The sequence below is a fragment of the Candidatus Enterococcus wittei genome (assembly GCF_002140175.1).
In the GTDB taxonomy this organism is placed as follows: Bacteria; Bacillota; Bacilli; order Lactobacillales; family Enterococcaceae; genus Enterococcus_B; species Enterococcus_B wittei.
This window is the reverse complement of sequence record NZ_NGMO01000001.1, coordinates 951,393-970,344: the sequence shown is the minus strand read 5'-3', so window position 1 is coordinate 970,344 and position 18,952 is coordinate 951,393. Positions and strand designations below refer to the sequence as shown.

Genomic DNA, 18,952 nt, shown 5'->3' with positions numbered 1-18,952 from the left:
GTATATACGTCTGGTGATGTTAAATCAACTTTAGAATCCCTCCACTTCACTATGATTAAAAAAATGTTTTTGCTAAATACTTATCTAAATCTAAAAATAGTGGAACCAAAATGTACAAGGAATAGCCATGCTATGATTATTTGACAGCCTTAATTAAAGAATGGAAGGAATAATTTTAAGGGGAAATCTAAAGATACGATGTTTTAGCTCATGCTAAATTTGCTGTAGAAGCAATGTGCATATTGAATTTTTATTGTCGAAGATATTTATAAAAGATATTAGTAGAGATCAAAAAGATCACAGTGAATGAAGCTAGACTTATTGATCGCGTTGTTTGATTTTTGTCTTTTATAGATGATTGATCGTATAGGTTAACATTTTCGATTTTTTATTTTTTTTTGAGTATATTCTTTGACCAAAGTTGACCAATTGAGTATAATTGATTTGTAAGGTTGATGAAGAAATAAATCATAGAATGGTGAAATGCGACCGGATATCTAAAATCTATCAAGCAAGGATTTATTAGCAATAGTTTAGATGCACGGTTTAGTTAATCACCTTCTATTTTTCGTAGCGATTTTTTAATTGTTATGGAGAAACAAACTTTGACCTTGCTCAGATAAACTTCTATTTAGGAGGGTACATGAATGAATATTGAAAAAATGACAACAACGCTCCAAGAAGCGATTGCAGAAGCGCAACAAGTAGCAGTTACTAGACAACATCAAGAGATTGATATCGCTCATTTATGGAAGATATTTTTACAGCCAAACCATTTTGGTCGAAATCTTTATACGGATGCTGGTTTAAATGTAGATGAGTTTGAAAAAGAAGTGAACCGTGTCTTAGATGAATATCCTACTGTATCTGGTGGAAATGTTCAGTATGGACAAAATTTAAGTCAAAATCTATTTCGTCTATTAAATGAAGCGGACCAATTACGTGAAAGTTTTGGAGATGAATATTTATCTACTGAGATCGTGCTTTTGGCATTGATGAAATTAAAAAATTATCCGTTGACTGTTTATTTGACAAAAAACGGTTTGAATGAAAAAGAATTACGAAAGAATATCGAAGAGATGAGGGGTGGAGATAAAGTGACCTCAAAAAATCAAGAAGAACAATACAAAGCATTGGAAAAATATGGCGTTGACTTAGTACAACAAGTCAGAAGTGGTAAGATGGATCCAATCATTGGACGAGATGAAGAAATCCGTGATGTGATTCGTATTCTATCAAGAAAAACTAAAAATAACCCAGTGTTGATTGGAGAACCGGGGGTTGGTAAAACAGCGATAGTGGAAGGACTAGCCCAACGGATTGTTCGAAAAGACGTTCCAGAAAATCTAAAAGATAAGACCATTTTTTCTTTAGATATGGGTGCGTTGATTGCGGGAGCTAAATTCCGTGGTGAATTTGAAGAACGATTGAAAGCTGTGCTAAAAGAAGTGAAGAAAAGCGATGGACGGATCATTTTATTCATCGATGAAATCCATAATATTGTTGGGGCTGGTAAGACAGAAGGCAGTATGGATGCCGGAAACTTATTGAAACCTATGTTAGCTCGCGGAGAATTGCATTTGATTGGGGCAACTACCTTAGATGAATACCGTCAATATATGGAAAAAGATAAAGCATTAGAACGTCGCTTCCAAAAAGTATTAGTCAAAGAACCAACTGTCGAAGATACAATTAGTATCTTACGTGGTTTGAAAGAACGTTTTGAGATCCACCATGGAGTAAATATCCATGACAATGCATTAGTAGCAGCTGCGACACTGTCTGATCGTTACATTACTGATCGATTTTTACCAGATAAAGCAATCGATTTGATTGATGAAGCAAGTGCAACGATTCGCGTGGAAATGAACTCGATGCCAACAGAATTGGACCAAGTGACACGTCGTTTGATGCAGTTGGAAATTGAAGAAGCTGCTTTGAAGAAAGAGTCAGACGATGCAAGTAAGAAACGTTTGAAAAACTTACAAGAAGAATTGGCTGATCTGCGAGAAGAAGCAAATGCCATGAAAATGCAATGGGAAACAGAAAAAGAAGAAGTAAACACGGTGTCTTCAAAACGTGCAGAGATCGACAAAGCAAAACATGAGCTAGAAGATGCAGAAAATAATTATGACTTAGAACGTGCCGCTGTACTTCGTCATGGGACGATCCCACAACTTGAAAAAGAATTACGAGAATTAGAAGCAAAAGCAAAAGATAGCGACATCAAAATGGTGCAAGAATCAGTTACTGAAAATGAAATTGCACAAGTTGTTGGTCGCTTAACGGGTATTCCAGTGACAAAACTGGTGGAAGGCGAAAGAGAAAAATTGATCAAGTTGAACGAAACATTACATCAACGAGTGATCGGACAAGACGAAGCTGTAGATGCAGTTAGTGATGCGGTAATCCGGTCACGAGCTGGTTTGCAAGATCCAAATCGTCCTCTTGGTTCTTTCTTATTCTTAGGTCCAACAGGTGTTGGTAAGACAGAATTAGCAAAAGCTCTAGCAGAAAACCTATTCGATTCAGAAGAACACATGGTTCGAATTGACATGAGTGAATACATGGAAAAACATGCAGTATCTCGTTTGGTTGGAGCACCTCCTGGTTATGTAGGATATGAAGAAGGTGGTCAACTGACAGAAGCAGTTCGTAGAAATCCATATACGATTGTTTTACTTGATGAAATCGAAAAAGCTCATCCAGATGTTTTCAATATTTTACTACAAGTATTGGATGATGGTCGCTTGACTGATTCTAAAGGACGATTAGTTGACTTCAAAAATACAGTCATGATCATGACAAGTAATATTGGTTCACAATTATTACTAGAAGGTGTCACAGCGGATGGTACGATTCCTGAAGAAGTAGAAGAACAAGTACGCACGATTCTTCGTGGTCATTTCAAACCTGAATTCTTGAACCGAATCGATGATACGATTCTCTTCACACCGCTTAGTCTTGAGGATGTAAAAGGAATCGTGGATAAGATGATTGTTCAACTAGCAAACCGTTTAGAACATCAAGAAATCATCTTGGAAATCAGCGATGAAGCAAAAACTTGGATAGCTGAAAATGCTTATGAACCTGCATATGGTGCGCGACCATTGAAACGCTTTATCACTAAAGAAGTAGAAACACCTCTAGCTAAAGAAATTGTGGCTGGAAAAATCATGCCAAAATCAAGAGTAACGATCAGTTTGTTTGATGGCAAGTTAGCCTTCAAAACAGAAGAATTACCAGAGATTGAATGATAAAAATCATATGAACTAAGGCACCCATCAAAGTAGTCTTCTAGATTGCTTTGATGGGTGTTTTTTTGATTCATTTATTAGTAGAAGTCATAAAGTCGGATAAATCTTACAAAAATACGGGGAATACGTTGTAAACGTTCATGAAGTCTGCTTATTTTTTACAGGATTGAATGCGGCAAAAGTAAGTGTTTTCATTTATAATGAGGAATATTAATATGGGAGATGCAGATGAGGTGATAATCCAATGATCAATGAACGGGAAAAAGCAATTGTTCAATACATTTTAGCGAATGAGCCAACCACTATTTCCAAAATAGCTACACACATGAAGCTATCTGATAAAACAGTATCACAAGCACTTAAACAAATTGATAAATTTTTTACTGAGACGTCGATTCAATTAGTCAGAAAACCACGAGTTGGCGTTTCATTTGTAGGTGATCCAGCTGAAATAGTAAGGAGACTTGAGCTTAATAATGAGATGAGATTACCAATCACTAAGAAAGATCGGGTACAATTTCTTTGTTTTGAGATTTTGAAATATAAAACATATTTTACGAGACAGAAACTACAAGATACCTTGTTTATCAGCAAGTCTACTTTAGAAAACGATATGAACCAAGTGAATGAAATTTTCCATCACTTTAATGTCAATATCGATGTATTACCAGGAAAGGGTTCATTCTTGAATTTATCTGAACAAGGAAAAAGAAGCTTAGCGTTTGATTTGATTTATTATTTTTGGGGAGATAATTGGAAAATCACAAAAAAAGAGCATCAATATCTGCACTCAATTCAAGGAGTTCCTCCTTTTGTGAATGAACTGATGGATATGGGTAATATTACATTAGTAGACACCTTATTACAAAGCTATTTAAAGCAAACACAATTGACCCTTTCGGATTCAGCCTACCATTCTTTGTTGTTACACCTAATTATTATGATTGATCGTGTCAGGGAAAACAACTATTTGAAAGTGAACAAAGGACAAGAAGTAGTTACAAAGAATAGAGCATTTGATTCATTCATTGCCAGCTTGGAACGAACATTTGAATTGTCACTTCCAGAATTCGAGATTCATTATATTTGTCTTCATATGGAAGGGACTTCACTGATACAAAATGGATGTGATGAAGATATAGAGAGTATTCTCCGTCATATGATCCAAAAGAATGTCACCGTTTACAATGAAGGTTTTTTTCTTGCTCTGATTGCGCACATCAAAGAATCAATGCAGCGCATTCAAAATGGCTTGTTGATTCACAACCCGTTCCTGACAGACGTAAAGATAAATTTTCCAATCGCTTTTGAAGAAGCTTTACAATTAGGCAAAGTCCTCAATGAACATTTTGATTTACAGATTCCTGAATCTGAAGTGGCATTTCTTGCAGTCCACATTCAAACAATGAAAGAACATAAGGAAGAAAAATGTGAAAAAAAAGTTCGGGTTCTACTTGTTTGCAGCAGTGGTAAAGGGACTTCGCAATTATTAGCAGCTCGAATCCGTAAAAATTTTCAAAGAATTGAAATCTCTAGAATTTTATCAATTCAAGAATTAATGAAAACTACCATTTATGAAGATTTGGTTTTATCCACAGTAATCTTAAAACTTGACACCATTCCAACTATTCATGTATCACCCATATTGAATAAAGAGGAACAACTGAAAATCGATCGATTCTTGGAAAAAAAATTAAGTAAACATACAAAAGTGAAGAGTCCTTTTTCTAAGCTAATCACAGATGAATTCATTTTTTTGGATCTATCATTCAACGAGTATTCCCAAGTGATTCGATTTATTGGAAATCATTTGATACGTAAGAAATATGCAAAAGAAGGAATAGTTGAATCTTCTTTAGAAAGAGAGCAACTTTCTTTTACATCATTTGAAAAATTTGCTACACCTCATGGTTCACCTGAGTATGTGATGAAATCAGTGATCGTATTTGTACGCCTTGCAAATGAAATACCTTGGGGAGAAACAAAAGTGAGATACCTATTTTTTATTTGTATCAAAGATAAGACGGGTCAGGAACTAGAACAAGTTTATGACAGAATGTTAGAAGTTATGGAATCTGGGGAAAGAAAATATTTACTCAAAGGAACAAAGCAAGAAATAAAGAATTATTTGAAAGAGGAAAGATAATATGAATATAGCCACTTTACTACCTCCAAATCATGTTTTTCTTGATATGGAAGTAGCAGATAAGGAAGAAGTCATCCGTCAGTTAGCAAGTGTATTAACAACGGATGAGATCGTTCAAAATGAAGAAGAATACATTCAATCTGTTTTAGCAAGAGAAACACATTCTACAACTGGAATTGGCAATAATATTGCAATTCCTCATGGGAAAAGTCAAGCAGTCAAGCAGTCGGCCATTATCTTTGCCAGATTAAGAGAACCAATCGACTGGCAAGCGTTGGATGATGAACCAGTATCAGTCGTTATTTTGTTAGCTATTCCTGAATCTCATAAAGGGGACGACCATTTGAGGATTTTATCAAAAATTGCTATGAAGCTGATAGATGACGAGATTACAGAAAAATTAAAAACTGAGCTAGATCGACAATGTATTATCCAGCTTTTGAGTGAATAATGAAAAGAAATGAGGAAGAAAAAATGAAACGAAAAATTATTGCAGTTACTGCCTGTGCTACTGGCGTTGCCCACACATACATGGCTGCGCAAGCATTGAAAAAAGCAGCAGCTAAACGTGGTGACTTGATCAAAGTGGAAACACAGGGAGCTACAGGAATTGAAAACGAATTAAATGAAAGGGATTGTCAGATTGGTGAAGTGGTGATTTTTGCTGTCGATACAAAAGTAAGAAATGAAGAACGCTTCAAAGGCAAAACTGTGTTAAAAGTTCCTGTAGCTGCGCCAATCAAAAATGCTGAAAAAGTAATCGAAGAAGCATTAGCAATGGTTGATAAATGATTGGAATAGGGGAGAAAGCAAATGAAAAAAATAGCAAGTGAGATTAAAAATCATATTTTAACAGGGATTTCATATATGATTCCTTTAGTGATTGCCGGTGCCGTCATTATGGCAATTTCTCGTGTAGGGGGATCGATATTTGGAATTGTCGATATTTGGGATGGGGCCTATGGGGAAAGTGCGAATAGTTTGATTCGTTTATTACACAGTTTGGATGGGTTTGGCGGTATTGCTCTAGGATTGATGTTTCCAGTTATTTCGGCATTTATTGCTTATTCTATTTCTGACAAATTAGGAATTGCTCCTGGTTTGATTGGTGGAATGTTAGTTAAAGACATCAATGCTGGTTTCTTAGGAGCAATCGTATCTGGACTGATTGCTGGTTATGCTTGTTTATGGATCAAAGACCACGTCCATTTACCAAAGTCAATGACCTCGGTGGTTCCCGTATTTTTAGTGCCTGTAGTGGGCACATTAATAACTGTTCTACTAGTTAATTATGTGATCGGCATACCATTTGCGGCGATTAACGTAGCGCTGGAATCTTGGTTGAATGGATTAAGTGGTGGGAATGCCATCGTAATGGCAGCTGTTGTTGGGGCAATGGTTGGTTTTGACTTGGGTGGCCCTGTGAATAAAGCAGCTGTTACAACTGCTATGGCTTTACTGACTAGTAATGTTTATGCACCAAATACAGCTGCACAGGTTGCCATTATCATTCCACCGATCGGATTAGGATTGGCCACGATTTTTGCAAAAAATAAGTATAACAAAGAATTAAAAGAAGCTGGGAAATCAGCCGTAATCATGGGGCTTGTAGGTATTTCTGAAGGAGCGATCCCCTTTGCTGTAGAAAATCCATTAAAAGTTATTCCAATCAATATGATTGGTTCGGCTCTTGGTTCAGCATTAGCAGTGGGGCTGGGAGCAGTAAATACGGCGCCTATTTCAGGATTTTACGGTTGGTTTACTGTTGAAAAATGGCCGATCTACGTATTTTCTATAGCTACAGGTGCATTATTTGTTGCTATTTGTACAAGTCTCTTACGATCGAAAGATGCAGGTAAAGAAGCAGAATCAGATATGGAAGAGTTTGATGAATCTGCTTGGGAAGAACAGTGGGAAGCATAATCATGACGAATGTACACATTGTAAATCATACACATTGGGATCGAGAATGGTATTTTACTTCAATGGATAGTATCGTGTTGAGTGATCAATTATTCACCGATGTGTTAGAAGAATTAAAGACGCATCCAAATGCAACATTTGTATTGGATGGGCAGATTTCAATTTTAGATGATTATTTAGAACTTTATCCAGAAAAATTAACAGAAATTAAGGAATTAGTAGCGAAAGATCAACTATATATTGGTCCTTGGTTTACTCAAACCGATGCATTTTTTGCCTCTGGAGAATCAATTTTACGAAATGCCATGGTAGGTATCTACGAAAGTAAGAAGTATGGGGATTACTTACCGATGGGGTATCTACCTGATGCGTTTGGTTTTAATGCACAAATGCCCACGATTTTAAATGAAATAGGATTGGATAATATTCTTTTTTGGCGAGGAATAGATTTGGGAAACCAAGTACAGTCTCCTTATTTTAAATGGGAAAGCTTGAGTGGGGAGAACTCCCTTTATGCTGTTAATTTTCCTCAAGGATATGGCGCACAACAACAGTTAGAACCTACAAAAAAATATGTAAATGGCCGTTTGGACAAAGGAATCGATTTTATTAAAAGTTATGCAGATGAACCAGAAATTTTGATTCCCACTGGCAATGATCAACTTGGGATTATCTCTTCCTTTGCAGAAAAAGTGAAAGAAATCAATCAAATAGGGAAATATAACTATCATCCAAGTACCTATCCGGCATTTATGGCTATTGTTCGTAGCAAGGAATTAGAAGTCTATCAAGGAGAATTTCGTTCCCCGGTGTTTGCTCGTGTGCATAAAACAATTGGTTCTGTTCGTATGGACTTGAAAAGAGAGATTTTCAGACTAGAAAATAAGCTGACTCTAGAAATTGAACCAATGCTAGTGATTGCTAAAAATATAGGTATTAACTTAAGTAATCGACTAGTGATGAAAGCATGGAAAAAGCTATTTGAATGTCAAGCTCATGATAGTTTGGCTGGGTGCGTTTCAGATAGCGTAGCACAAGATATCAGTCATCGATTAAAGGAAATCAGTGAAATATGCGATAGTATTGAGAATCTAGTGCTGAAAAGGATGTGTGAAGCACTACAGTTAACAGATAAGCAGTTCATCATTTTGAACACATCGCCGATTCCATTTAAAGGAGAAAAGATCGTCAAACTTCTCTCAAAAGTCAATGATATTGACGTAGTAGGGCATCGCACGACAACTATTACAGCAGATTATGTAGCTAGTCGAGAAAATATCATGGAAGAAACTCCTGCTGGCAATCGCTGGATTGAAGAGCCAGGATATTATATTATGACTGTTAAAGTCGAATGTACGTTGGCAGGATTAGGTTATCAAGTATTTACTTTTGAAGAAAAAAACCGAGTGGAACTTCCTGTATTAAAAGAGCGTACAACTATTTTCAATGGAGAATACTTATTGAGTTTTGAACGAGGTCAATTCGTTTATTCAAATGGAAAAGAATATATTACTGATATTTTATCTATTATTGATGAAAGTAATGCAGGTGATACGTATGACTATTCCCCAAACACTAATGAACAACCAATTATACTTGAATTTTCTTCGTGTAAAGGAACCAAAGACACATTGATACTAGAAGGTGAAATGGAGTTGCCTTATACTCTAGAGGATCGCATCAAGAGCCTGTCAACCAGAAAATTCTATTACCAGTTGAAGGTACATTTAACTGAACATGGTGAAATAGAAGGAAGGCTTTCTTTTAAAAATACGATTTTAAATCATAGGATTCGTGTGAAGACGAAATTAAACCATCCCATAGAAAAAGCAGTATCAGCGGTTCAATTTGGATACTTGGAGAAGAGTAACCATTCATTAGAAGGTTGGGATAAAAAGTACTCTGAGATGCCTGTCAATGTAGAACCGTTTGAAAAACAAGTTGCTGTGTTTGATCAAGATCAAGCATTGGTATTTTATACTACACAAAGCAAAGAATATGAATATGCCGAAGAGTCATTATACATCACTGTATTAGCAACAACAGATTCATTAGGAAAACCCGATTTGTTGTATCGACCGGGACGAGCCTCTGGGGATACAACAAAAAAAGGGCATATCATGATAGATACTCCCTTGGCACAAATGGAAAATCAAGAAATTATATTTGATTTTTCAATTCGGCTAGCTGAGACTAATATTACGGAAGATACTCTAGTTTCATGGCGTGCAGAAAAAGAACAGCCATCCATTACTTATCAACTTCAAGACTATAACTATTTTGTGAACCGGATTGATAATAAAATCCAAAATAGAAGAGAAGACCTTTCATTAAACGCCTCCGCATATAGTTTGTTATCTCTTGAATTACCTGCAGGCATTATGGTTAGTGCTGTCCACAATGCCTATTATTCTGATGCATTTGTGATTCGTTTAGCCAATCTCACGGCCAAAGAATCGACAATCGATACGAATATATTGTTTGCAGGCTATCATTACAAGCGAATCAATTCATTAGAAGAAGAAATAACTGACACATTCTGTATTGGTGGTTATGGATTAGCAACCTACTTATTAAGTAAATGATCGAAAGAAAAGGGTGCAAAATAAGAGAGAGTTCAAACAAGCAATGAAAATAGGTTAGTGATAGAATCAAAAAATATAAAGCTTTGTGAAGCACCCATTTTTGAAGATGCCAAAGGAGAATATATGACGGTACAACTTTTATTTCTTGCGTTCATTCCGGCATTAGGTTGGGGCCTTATGCCGATCTTGTCTAAAATCTTTGGGGGAACTTCAGAAGAGCAGTTACTCGGAACAACAATCACTGCATTAGTATGTGGATTTTTATTTAGTAGTCTCCAACAATTAACTTATGATATGCCTTCATTTTCCATTAGCTTTTTGTCTGGAATTTTCTGGTCAGTAGGACAATATTTTCAGTTTCGTTCATTGGAAAAAGGAAAAGTATCAATTGTGATGCCGTTTTCTGTTGCTTCACAATTAACATTTGTGACGTTAGCCTCAGGTTTGTTTTTGATGGAATGGTCTAATCTGATTACTGCTAGCTTGTCTATTTTGGCGTTAATGGTAATTCTTCTAGGAGTCTTCATGGTAACAAAAACAAGGAATGGTAATGAGATTATTTCTAAACAGTTGATTCTCTTTTTGTTTATTTCTTCCATCAGTTTAATGTGTTATGTCACAATTAATGCTTATTTCGGAATTGATGGCTCACGTATTTTTATGCCTCAATCAATGGGAATGTTTTTTGGAAGTCTTCTTATTTCCTATAAAAAATTTAAGCAATTACGACCAAAACCAATCATTAAAAATTTTGCTACTGGTAGCTCATGGGTCATAGCAAATACCACGTTACTTCTTATCTCTTCTTCTATAGGTGTTGGTATAGCTTTTTCCTTTTCGCAAATGAGTTTACTTGTTGCAACCTATGGAAGTTTTCTTCTTTTAAAAGAAAAAAAATCTACATGGGAAAAACGAAATATTTCAATTGGTACATTGATTTACATTTTAGGAGTGGTGGGGATGAGTTTGCTCAAATGATGCCATTGTGTATGAATCATCTATCTTTCAATATTTTGATAATTTCTGATCATTGAACATTGAAGGTTGTAGATGGTTGTATTATTTAATTATCAGTTAGTATGGAGTCTACTCAGGTTTCATATTAATACTAAAAGAAATAGCGGTTAAAGGATGATCTTTTAAAAGATCTGCAACATTAAAGAAACAGGACGTACAACAGCAATACCTGTTGTACGTCCTGTTTCTTTAATTGATGATTCCTAAATTGCTGCTATTTCATACTTGAAGGAAAGTTTCCACTAAATTCAAATTGTCGCGATCTATGATAAGCTATTTTACAATGTTTTAACTTTTGACTCGACAATAACTAGAATAAACTTCATTTATCTAGTCTTTCAAGTCGATAGCTTTCAAAGTAATCTGGATTGTTTCGACTTTGGAACCAAGCAAATAATCCCATTAAAAAGGCACCGATTGTGTTTGTTAATAAGTCACCCATTGTATCCATCAAGGCTTCACGTCCAACAAAAAGTGTCCCGTCGGAAGCGGCGAAACGTTGAAGGTTCATTCCGAGAAATTGATCGCATAAGAATTCCCAAAACTCCCAAAACACGCCACATAGACCTGCAAAAGCAAAGCCAAACAGTAAGAATAACCAAGGGCTTGATTTGGCAATAGGGGCATCTTTCATTAAGTAGCCGATCAATCCATAGCCTAGTGCGGTTAGAACCATTGGACTAACTGCATGAAGGATCTTATCCCAAAAAGAGATGATACTGATCAAATGCATTCCTGTTCCTAAAAAGACGGAAATGAATAAAAAGAACCAGTAAAATAAAATAATAGCATCTGGTACGTGGATTTTGAATAGTTTGCGTATGATTTGAGGCAAGTATATCAACAAGATACCTGCTAATGATTCAATGATAAAGGTAATACCTTGAGTCGTAGAATACTTCTGAGTCATGAACTCAAAAATATTATAACCTACTACAAATACGCCAAAAGCAACCAAGGCTATTTGTACGTTTTTTACTGTTTTACTCACTCCAAGTTCCTCCAACCAAATAAGATTTTAATGTATCGATTAATGTCTCTTCTGAAGAGACGATGGTACCATTTAATTTGATCAATCCTACCGTATATAAATTTAAATAATGGAATTGATTTTCTGCAGTATGTTGTAAAGCAGCAATTTTTTTAGGATGTGTTCCCCCTTGTTGGCGACTGTCGGTGTAAAGTCCAATGATTGGGATCCCTTTTGCATAAGCTACACCGATTTCTGAAGCGACACCAGCATCAATCGTTAATCCGTCGAGAAGAGCAATCATTAAGTCACTTTCCAATACTTTTTGCGTATCAGCCAATGCAATCATTTGACTATCAGCATAAGCAGTCTTATCATTGATGGATTCATTTTCCTGTGGTAGATAGATGGAAAGATCAGGAGAAATCTCTCTGATTTTTTTGACTAGCATATCGTTATAAAGCAAGTCACTTTTGGCAAATAATGGCGCAGCAAAATAAATATTCATCTGTTTGATCATCCTTTGTATTAGAAATAGTCACTAAAGTAAGCTTCCATATTTGGAATAATTCGTTCCAATGTTTGGATCATCGCTTCATCTGTAGTGATTCGCTCAATTCGTGCCAAATAGGAAGCACGACGATAATTCATCATCAAACAAGTTAATGTTTGGATATTCAATCGAACGGGTTTACCAATAGGCTCATTGACGATTTTTACTTGGTTATCTTTCCAGGTTAACCCAAAAACGCCATTATTCCAAGTCGCAAGTGGGTCTTCTACGATCAAATGGAAATCTTCAGCAGGAGCAGCAAATGGGAAACGTTGAAGAAATTCTTTTACGTCAACGATTCGTGCCATGTAATAAGGTTCGATTTGTTCTTTGATCTGACTATCTTCCAAAAGAAAAGCAAGAGGTTCATGTTTATAGATATCGCCTTCCACCCAGTAAACCATTGAGAAATGAGCAGAGATGAAATTCCATAGGCCATTTCGAGCTTCTTGATTCAAATAGAACATTTCTTTAACATGAAAGATATCTTCCGCAATCCAATAAAATAGTACACCAGTAGGTTCGTTGTTTTCATTGTAATAAATAGCAGCAGTGCGTTCTTCTTCATTTTCAAAACGCCAGTATTCCTCCCAATGAAAGGCACTGCGGAATAAGGCACCATGATTTTTTGTTGCGAATTCCTGATAAACACGATAAACATCTTCGTGATCAACAGGTAGGCGAACGACCATACCAGAAACAGGAACCTGTTTTGGCAATTGAGTATCACGTATTTTAAAAGACAATTTATCGGACATGATTTCCCAGCCTTTTCTCCGATAATAAGGAACACTATAAGGGTAAAGGTAAGAAATCCATTGTTTGTTTTTTCGCATATTGTCTAAAGCTACGATCACTAAATCTTGCATTAGTCCATGATTGGCATATTCAGGATAAGTACCAACACCGGTAATGCCGCCCATTTGATAAGGCGTTCCATGAATATTGACTTCACATGGGTAGATCGCTATTTGTGAAATCAATTTTTCTTTATGAAACCAACCGAACACTTTTGATAACTCCAAGATCGGACGTTTGGAGCGGACAAAGGCTCGCTTATTTTCAAAACCACTTTCTTCGATATCTGACTCTGTTACTTGGAACACATAGGAGAGTAGTTCATTGAACTGATCGATATGCTCCTTTGTTACAGGTTTTAGTTCAAGATTTTCTCTAAAATCCTTTTGATCCATTTTTTCATCTCCAATAAGTTACTTATTTCCAGTATAGCAAAATTTTACCAAAAAAACTTCTCAAACTGTCACGAGGAAAAAGTCTTTAAATTCCTCCTTTTCGTTGGTATAATGGAAAGTGCTGATTATATGAAAAGAGGAGACGCTATGGATATAAAAAAAATGAAACAACGCCAAGAGCAAATTCGTAATTTTTCGATCATTGCTCATATTGACCATGGGAAATCCACCTTGGCCGATCGTATTTTGGAAAAGACGAACACTGTGACGTCTCGTGAAATGCAAGATCAGTTGTTAGATTCAATGGATTTAGAACGTGAACGTGGAATAACGATTAAATTAAACGCAGTTGAACTGAATTATACCGCCAAAGATGGAAAAACTTATATCTTCCATTTGATTGATACACCGGGACATGTCGACTTTACGTATGAAGTGTCACGCAGTTTAGCCGCCTGTGAGGGGGCCGTTTTAGTTGTTGATGCGGCTCAGGGAATTGAAGCGCAAACGCTGGCTAATGTGTATTTGGCATTAGATAATGACTTAGAAATTTTGCCAGTGATCAATAAAATCGACTTACCTGCGGCTGATCCTGAACGAGTTCGTAATGAAATCGAAGAAGTAATCGGAATTGACGCTAGTGAAGCCGTTTTAGCAAGTGCAAAAGCGGGTATCGGAATTGAGGATATCTTGGAACAGATCGTTGAGTATGTGCCAGCTCCTTCTGGCGATTTGGATGCACCGTTAAAAGCTTTGATCTTTGACTCTATCTATGACAGTTATCGTGGGGTCGTCTTAAACGTTCGGATCATGGACGGAATGGTCAAGCCTGGTGATAAGATCAAGCTAATGAGTAACGGGAAAACTTTTGATGTGACAGAAGTTGGCATCTTTTCTCCAAAAGCAGTTGCCAGAGACTTTTTAATGGTTGGAGATGTAGGATATATCACTGCGAGCATCAAAACCGTTCAAGATACCAGTGTAGGGGATACGGTGACACTTGCAAATAATCCGGCAGAAGAAGCGCTACCAGGTTATCGTAAAATGAATCCAATGGTCTACTGTGGGCTATACCCAATAGATACCTCTCGTTACAATGATTTACGTGAAGCTTTAGAGAAGTTACAGCTGAATGATGCAGCATTACAATTTGAACCTGAAACATCCCAAGCACTTGGCTTTGGTTTTCGTTGTGGCTTTTTAGGATTGCTTCATATGGATGTTGTACAAGAACGTTTGGAACGTGAATTCAACTTGGAATTGATCACGACCGCACCATCAGTAATCTATCATGTGAATAAAACAGATGGAACCATGGTGACAGTAGACAATCCGGCAGACTTCCCAGATCCAGGAACGATCCAAGATGTTGAGGAACCATTCGTGAAAGCACAAATCATGGTGCCAAATGAATATGTTGGTGCGGTAATGGAGCTTTCTCAACGTAAACGAGGTGATTTTATCACAATGGATTATTTGGATGACTATCGTGTAAACGTTGTGTATAATATTCCTTTATCTGAAATCGTATTCGACTTCTTTGATAAATTAAAATCAAGTACAAAAGGCTACGCTTCACTTGATTACGAGATGTCTGGGTATGAAAAGAGTAAGCTTGTTAAAATGGATATCTTGTTAAACGCTGAGAAAGTCGATGCATTAAGTTTTATTGTTCATAGAGACTTTGCCTATGAACGTGGCAAAGCTATTGTTGAAAAATTGAAGAAACTCATTCCACGTCAACAATTTGAAGTGCCGATCCAAGCAGCTATCGGACAAAAAATCGTTGCTCGTTCAGATATCAAAGCACTACGCAAAAACGTCCTTGCTAAATGTTATGGTGGGGATGTCTCTCGAAAACGTAAACTTCTTGAAAAACAAAAAGAAGGAAAGAAACGAATGAAACAAATCGGTAGTGTCGAAGTCCCACAAGAAGCCTTCATGGCGGTCCTGAAAATGGACGAGGATGAACCTAAGAAGTAGCAAGGGTTCTAGTGTCTATTTCCGAATTTGACTTTGTGAAATACAAAAATATTCGCCCAATGTTCGCCCTGAATTTTTTTCGGGCGAACATTTTTGTGTGGAGAGGCTACTAATTCATAGATCTTTTCAATCGTTGGGCGAAAATATCAACTGCTTCATTTTTCATTTTTTTCGTTACATGTACATATTTGTCCATAGTGGTCGAAATTCGAGAATGACCTAATCGTTCTTGTACAATTTTTGGTTTGACTCCATCTTCGAGTAACATGGTTGCGTGTGTATGTCTTAAAGAGTGGAAATTAAAATTTATGCCAAAATCTTTCTTTATTTTCCCAGCAGACCATTTTATGGAATTAGGAGTAATTGGTTCGCCGTTTTCTTTTGTGCAGACAAAATTACTATCATAATAATACTGGCCATAACGCATACGATTTTCCATCTGTCGCTTTTTAGCGCTTTTTAGTTCAGCTATAAGCATATCATCAATGCTGATTGTTCGATAACTTGCTACTGTTTTTGGAGTCCCAAGCTGGATGCCATTTTTATCTTGTAGCATGATACGTGAAACTGTCAGCGTTTGATCCTCAAAAGAAATATCATCCCAAGTTAGCCCACAGACTTCACCTCGTCTTAATCCAGTATGAAAAGCAATCACCAAAGGCAAGTGGAAAGAGTTGGAAGGGGGAGTAGCTTCTAATACTTTGATATATTGTTCCATAGAGATAATTTTCATATCATCTCGTGATTGTTTAGGTTTAGATTCGAAAAAGGGCATCTCTACATAGTCCATAGGATTCTTATTTATTAGTTCCCACGGAAAGACAGCTCGTTTGAATGCTCCTTTCAAAACAGTGAAAATAATTTCTACAGAATGTTTAGAAAGGGGCCTTTCAAAACCATTAGGTAATTTATTTACTAATTCTTGTAGTCTAGCCGGTCCCATTGCTTGCAAAATATATTTTCCAATTTCTGGCTTGATATATTTATTGATCACATTTTTATAGTTTAGTTGAGTATTGTATTTTAAATTTTTTTCCACGTAATTTTCAAACCAGTAATCAAAGTAATCCGACACACTAATTTCTGTTAAATCAATTTTTCCTCCACGCTTGTATTCATTCATCGCCTCACGAAGATGTTCCTGCGCTTCCGTTTTTGTATTCCATCCGCCTTTTTGTATACGCTGGCGCTTTCCATCGACTTTAGCCATTTCTATGACATAGTGCCATTTATTGCCTATTTTTCTTACATGTCCATTCATATAAAAAACTCCTTGTTTAGTATTTGTATAAAATTTCCAAAAAGATATACAAACGTATGTTCTTTCATTGCTAAAAAGAAAAGCCCGGAGGCTAGTCTTTTATTGAATTGCATAATCCTGCCTGCCTAATTCTTCACCCATCAATCCTTGATTCGCAATAAGTGTAACAGGAGTAGTTGTATCAGTTAATGTATAAGCAACCGCATTCGAAACAGTGCCACCTTGCTTGATGTTGTTTGTTTGAGTATTTAAATATTGTGAATCTGGCAAGCTTGCAATTTGAAGTTCGTTTTCCATGTTTGGATCATTATCTTGTAGTGCTTTGAACACGATCATCCAAGCTGTTGTAGGATCAATTTCTTTTCCAGTTTTATTCGTTGTGTCATACCAAAATGCGATGACAGAGCTGTCGCCATATTCGTTGCCGGCTTCGCCGGGTTGAATCACGGCGTGTTTTGTGATTTTAACATCAATATCTTCAAGCGTAGCTACGCCATCTTTAAAACCAACATTTGATGCTGCTTCAGATGTACTAGTTTCAATTTGAGAATTAGTAGTAGATGTTTCTAGTTGAACAGCAGTTGAGCTTTCTGCCGTTTTTTCTTTAGTAGAACTTGCTGAGTCACCAGACGATGATTCTGTATTCCCACAAGCACCTAACAACAAGCTTAATAATAAAACTCCGCCAATAACAACTTTTTTCATTTCGACCTCCAAAAATATATTTTTTGTTCCCGCTTAATGGCAGGTAACAGTAGTCGCCAATAAAGCGCTTTATTTACGTATTACTTAAACCACTCGATGACAGAGACTGTCCCGTTTGGTCGAAAAAATATTTTATAGTTCTTATATTCAAGTCCAAATTCATACATTTTAGAATATATAGCGATTGCATTTTCAAGTGTTTTTTTTGTAATGCCTAAAAAATCAGCGCATTCCCATATGCATTTAAACCGTTCCTTATAACAATCAATGAAATCTTGAGGAGCAACGACCAACGTCACTCCCACATCACGAGCTTTTTGTTCTTGCTTTCGTTTCTCATTTGTATCTTGCGCTATAATATCGCCAACCGTTGTCAGATAATGACCGATTTCTTCAGCAACAGTATCGGTCATTTCTTTCAAGGACTGATGAGGATTTAAATAAACAACATTATCAATGTATAAACCTTTTTGCCTATCTGGCATCTCGGTCTCATATTTGTATGTTAGTTCTGGATACATTGACATTAATAATTCGACATTGTTCATTTCTAAACACCTACTTGTTATTGTGATCTCTATTTTTTATATAATCTATAAAATTCAAGATTTCGTTCATCCCTTCATCTGTCACATCATCATCGATGTGTGCAGCAACTGTTTGAACTTTACTGGAAGGATTTTTAATGTTCTCAGTTTCTTTTCTTCCGAGAAGATAGTCTGTAGAAACATTAAATAGTTCTGCGAGTTTCACAATAGTCTCAGCATCTGGTTCGTTTCTTCCATTTTCAAAGTGTGAGTATGCAGCTCTTGTTATACCGAGAAAATCTGCAACTTGCTGTTGCGTTCTGTTAGAATCTGCACGCAAACTTTTTAATTTTTCCCCGAACATATTTTCATCCCTCCTTTAACGTAAGTGTAAATCCAACTAACAAAGAAGTAACAGAAACTGTAGAAATCGCAAAAGACACAGTGGATAGAAGTTCCTTAAATTTAGTCACTGAGACAGAAATAGTCACCAGTGTCACTTCATCTGTCTCAGATCAACCAGTAGACAGGGAATTCTTAAAGACTACAGCAAAACCAGGTCTTCTAGATCTTGTAGTCACCAGTATTGAAAGAAGCGTTAATGAAAATTCAAATGCAACACAAATAAGCCGGAATCAGAAAGATTTAAGCTTACAATACTAACCAAGTGATTGAAGACTTTCTTTCATCAAGATCAAGTACGAAGACAATTAGTTTTGAAATCATTTAAGATGGAAGGAATTTAAGCAGTTTATTTATTAATGTTCATTTTATGATTAACCTAGAAAAGAGGCAATAAATCCACTTTAGTGAAATAGACATAACCTAATTG

The 18,952-nt window shown here is 36.3% G+C and carries 15 protein-coding genes; 8 read left to right on the top strand and 7 right to left on the bottom strand.

Translation table 11 applies throughout. The annotated features are described in order from the left end of the window. The first annotated feature begins 647 nt into the window (after nt 1-647). From clpB to A5844_RS03740, 7 genes are all read left to right on the top strand, one after another. A complete protein-coding gene (gene clpB / locus A5844_RS03770) occupies nt 648-3,257 on the top strand; it encodes an ATP-dependent chaperone ClpB (protein WP_086283942.1) in 2,610 nt (869 codons plus the stop codon). Between the two features lie 244 nt (nt 3,258-3,501). Then, the gene (locus A5844_RS03765; protein WP_086283941.1) at nt 3,502-5,403 is read left to right on the top strand and encodes a BglG family transcription antiterminator; all 1,902 of its coding nucleotides are present in this window, start codon (nt 3,502-3,504) and stop codon (nt 5,401-5,403) included. A gap of 1 nt (nt 5,404) precedes the next feature. Further along, entirely contained in the window at nt 5,405-5,854 is a 450-nt protein-coding gene (locus tag A5844_RS03760; RefSeq protein ID WP_086283940.1) for a PTS sugar transporter subunit IIA, read from the top strand. Between the two features lie 23 nt (nt 5,855-5,877). Beyond that, complete coding sequence (locus tag A5844_RS03755; RefSeq protein ID WP_086284078.1) at nt 5,878-6,195, top strand: PTS fructose transporter subunit IIB; 318 nt, start codon at nt 5,878-5,880, stop codon at nt 6,193-6,195. A 21-nt stretch (nt 6,196-6,216) separates the two neighbouring features. Then, on the top strand, nt 6,217-7,326 hold the full coding sequence (locus A5844_RS03750) for a PTS fructose transporter subunit IIC (RefSeq protein ID WP_086283939.1): 1,110 nt from the start codon (nt 6,217-6,219) through the stop codon (nt 7,324-7,326). A 2-nt stretch (nt 7,327-7,328) separates the two neighbouring features. Next, nucleotides 7,329-9,911 (top strand): glycoside hydrolase family 38 N-terminal domain-containing protein, encoded by a 2,583-nt coding sequence (locus tag A5844_RS03745; RefSeq protein ID WP_086283938.1) that lies wholly within the window; start codon nt 7,329-7,331, stop codon nt 9,909-9,911. 123 nt (nt 9,912-10,034) lie between these two features. Next, on the top strand, nt 10,035-10,889 hold the full coding sequence (locus tag A5844_RS03740; RefSeq protein ID WP_086283937.1) for a GRP family sugar transporter: 855 nt from the start codon (nt 10,035-10,037) through the stop codon (nt 10,887-10,889). 361 nt (nt 10,890-11,250) lie between these two features. Here the strand turns inward: A5844_RS03740 and A5844_RS03735 are convergent, their stop codons facing one another. Genes A5844_RS03735 through A5844_RS03725 form a run of 3 tightly spaced genes read right to left on the bottom strand, consistent with a single transcriptional unit; the run spans nt 11,251 to nt 13,644 of the window. Continuing rightward, nucleotides 11,251-11,934: a DUF2238 domain-containing protein gene (locus A5844_RS03735; protein ID WP_373419202.1), complete on the bottom strand. Its 684-nt coding sequence runs from the start codon at nt 11,932-11,934 to the stop codon at nt 11,251-11,253. Next, on the bottom strand, nt 11,912-12,406 hold the full coding sequence (locus A5844_RS03730; protein WP_086283935.1) for a nucleoside 2-deoxyribosyltransferase: 495 nt from the start codon (nt 12,404-12,406) through the stop codon (nt 11,912-11,914). The genes A5844_RS03735 and A5844_RS03730 overlap by 23 nt, the downstream gene beginning before the upstream one ends. A gap of 20 nt (nt 12,407-12,426) precedes the next feature. After that, nucleotides 12,427-13,644, bottom strand: a complete 1,218-nt coding sequence (locus A5844_RS03725) for a GNAT family N-acetyltransferase (protein WP_086283934.1) — start codon at nt 13,642-13,644, stop codon at nt 12,427-12,429. A gap of 147 nt (nt 13,645-13,791) precedes the next feature. Here A5844_RS03725 and lepA point away from each other — a divergent pair, with 147 nt between their 5' ends. Further along, nucleotides 13,792-15,627, top strand: a complete 1,836-nt coding sequence (lepA, locus tag A5844_RS03720) for a translation elongation factor 4 (protein ID WP_086283933.1) — start codon at nt 13,792-13,794, stop codon at nt 15,625-15,627. 109 nt (nt 15,628-15,736) lie between these two features. Here the strand turns inward: lepA and A5844_RS03715 are convergent, their stop codons facing one another. The 4 genes from A5844_RS03715 to A5844_RS03700 form a co-directional block, all read right to left on the bottom strand. Continuing rightward, complete coding sequence (locus tag A5844_RS03715) at nt 15,737-16,888, bottom strand: site-specific integrase (protein ID WP_086283932.1); 1,152 nt, start codon at nt 16,886-16,888, stop codon at nt 15,737-15,739. Nucleotides 16,889-16,987: 99 nt separating this feature from the next. Next, nucleotides 16,988-17,593 carry a DUF5067 domain-containing protein gene (locus A5844_RS03710; protein WP_086283931.1) on the bottom strand — a complete coding sequence of 202 codons (606 nt, stop codon included), beginning with the start codon at nt 17,591-17,593 and terminating at the stop codon, nt 16,988-16,990. Nucleotides 17,594-17,673: 80 nt separating this feature from the next. Beyond that, nucleotides 17,674-18,141: an ImmA/IrrE family metallo-endopeptidase gene (locus A5844_RS03705; protein ID WP_086283930.1), complete on the bottom strand. Its 468-nt coding sequence runs from the start codon at nt 18,139-18,141 to the stop codon at nt 17,674-17,676. A gap of 10 nt (nt 18,142-18,151) precedes the next feature. Beyond that, nucleotides 18,152-18,484: a helix-turn-helix domain-containing protein gene (locus A5844_RS03700; RefSeq protein WP_086283929.1), complete on the bottom strand. Its 333-nt coding sequence runs from the start codon at nt 18,482-18,484 to the stop codon at nt 18,152-18,154. Between the last annotated feature and the right edge of the window lie 468 nt (nt 18,485-18,952).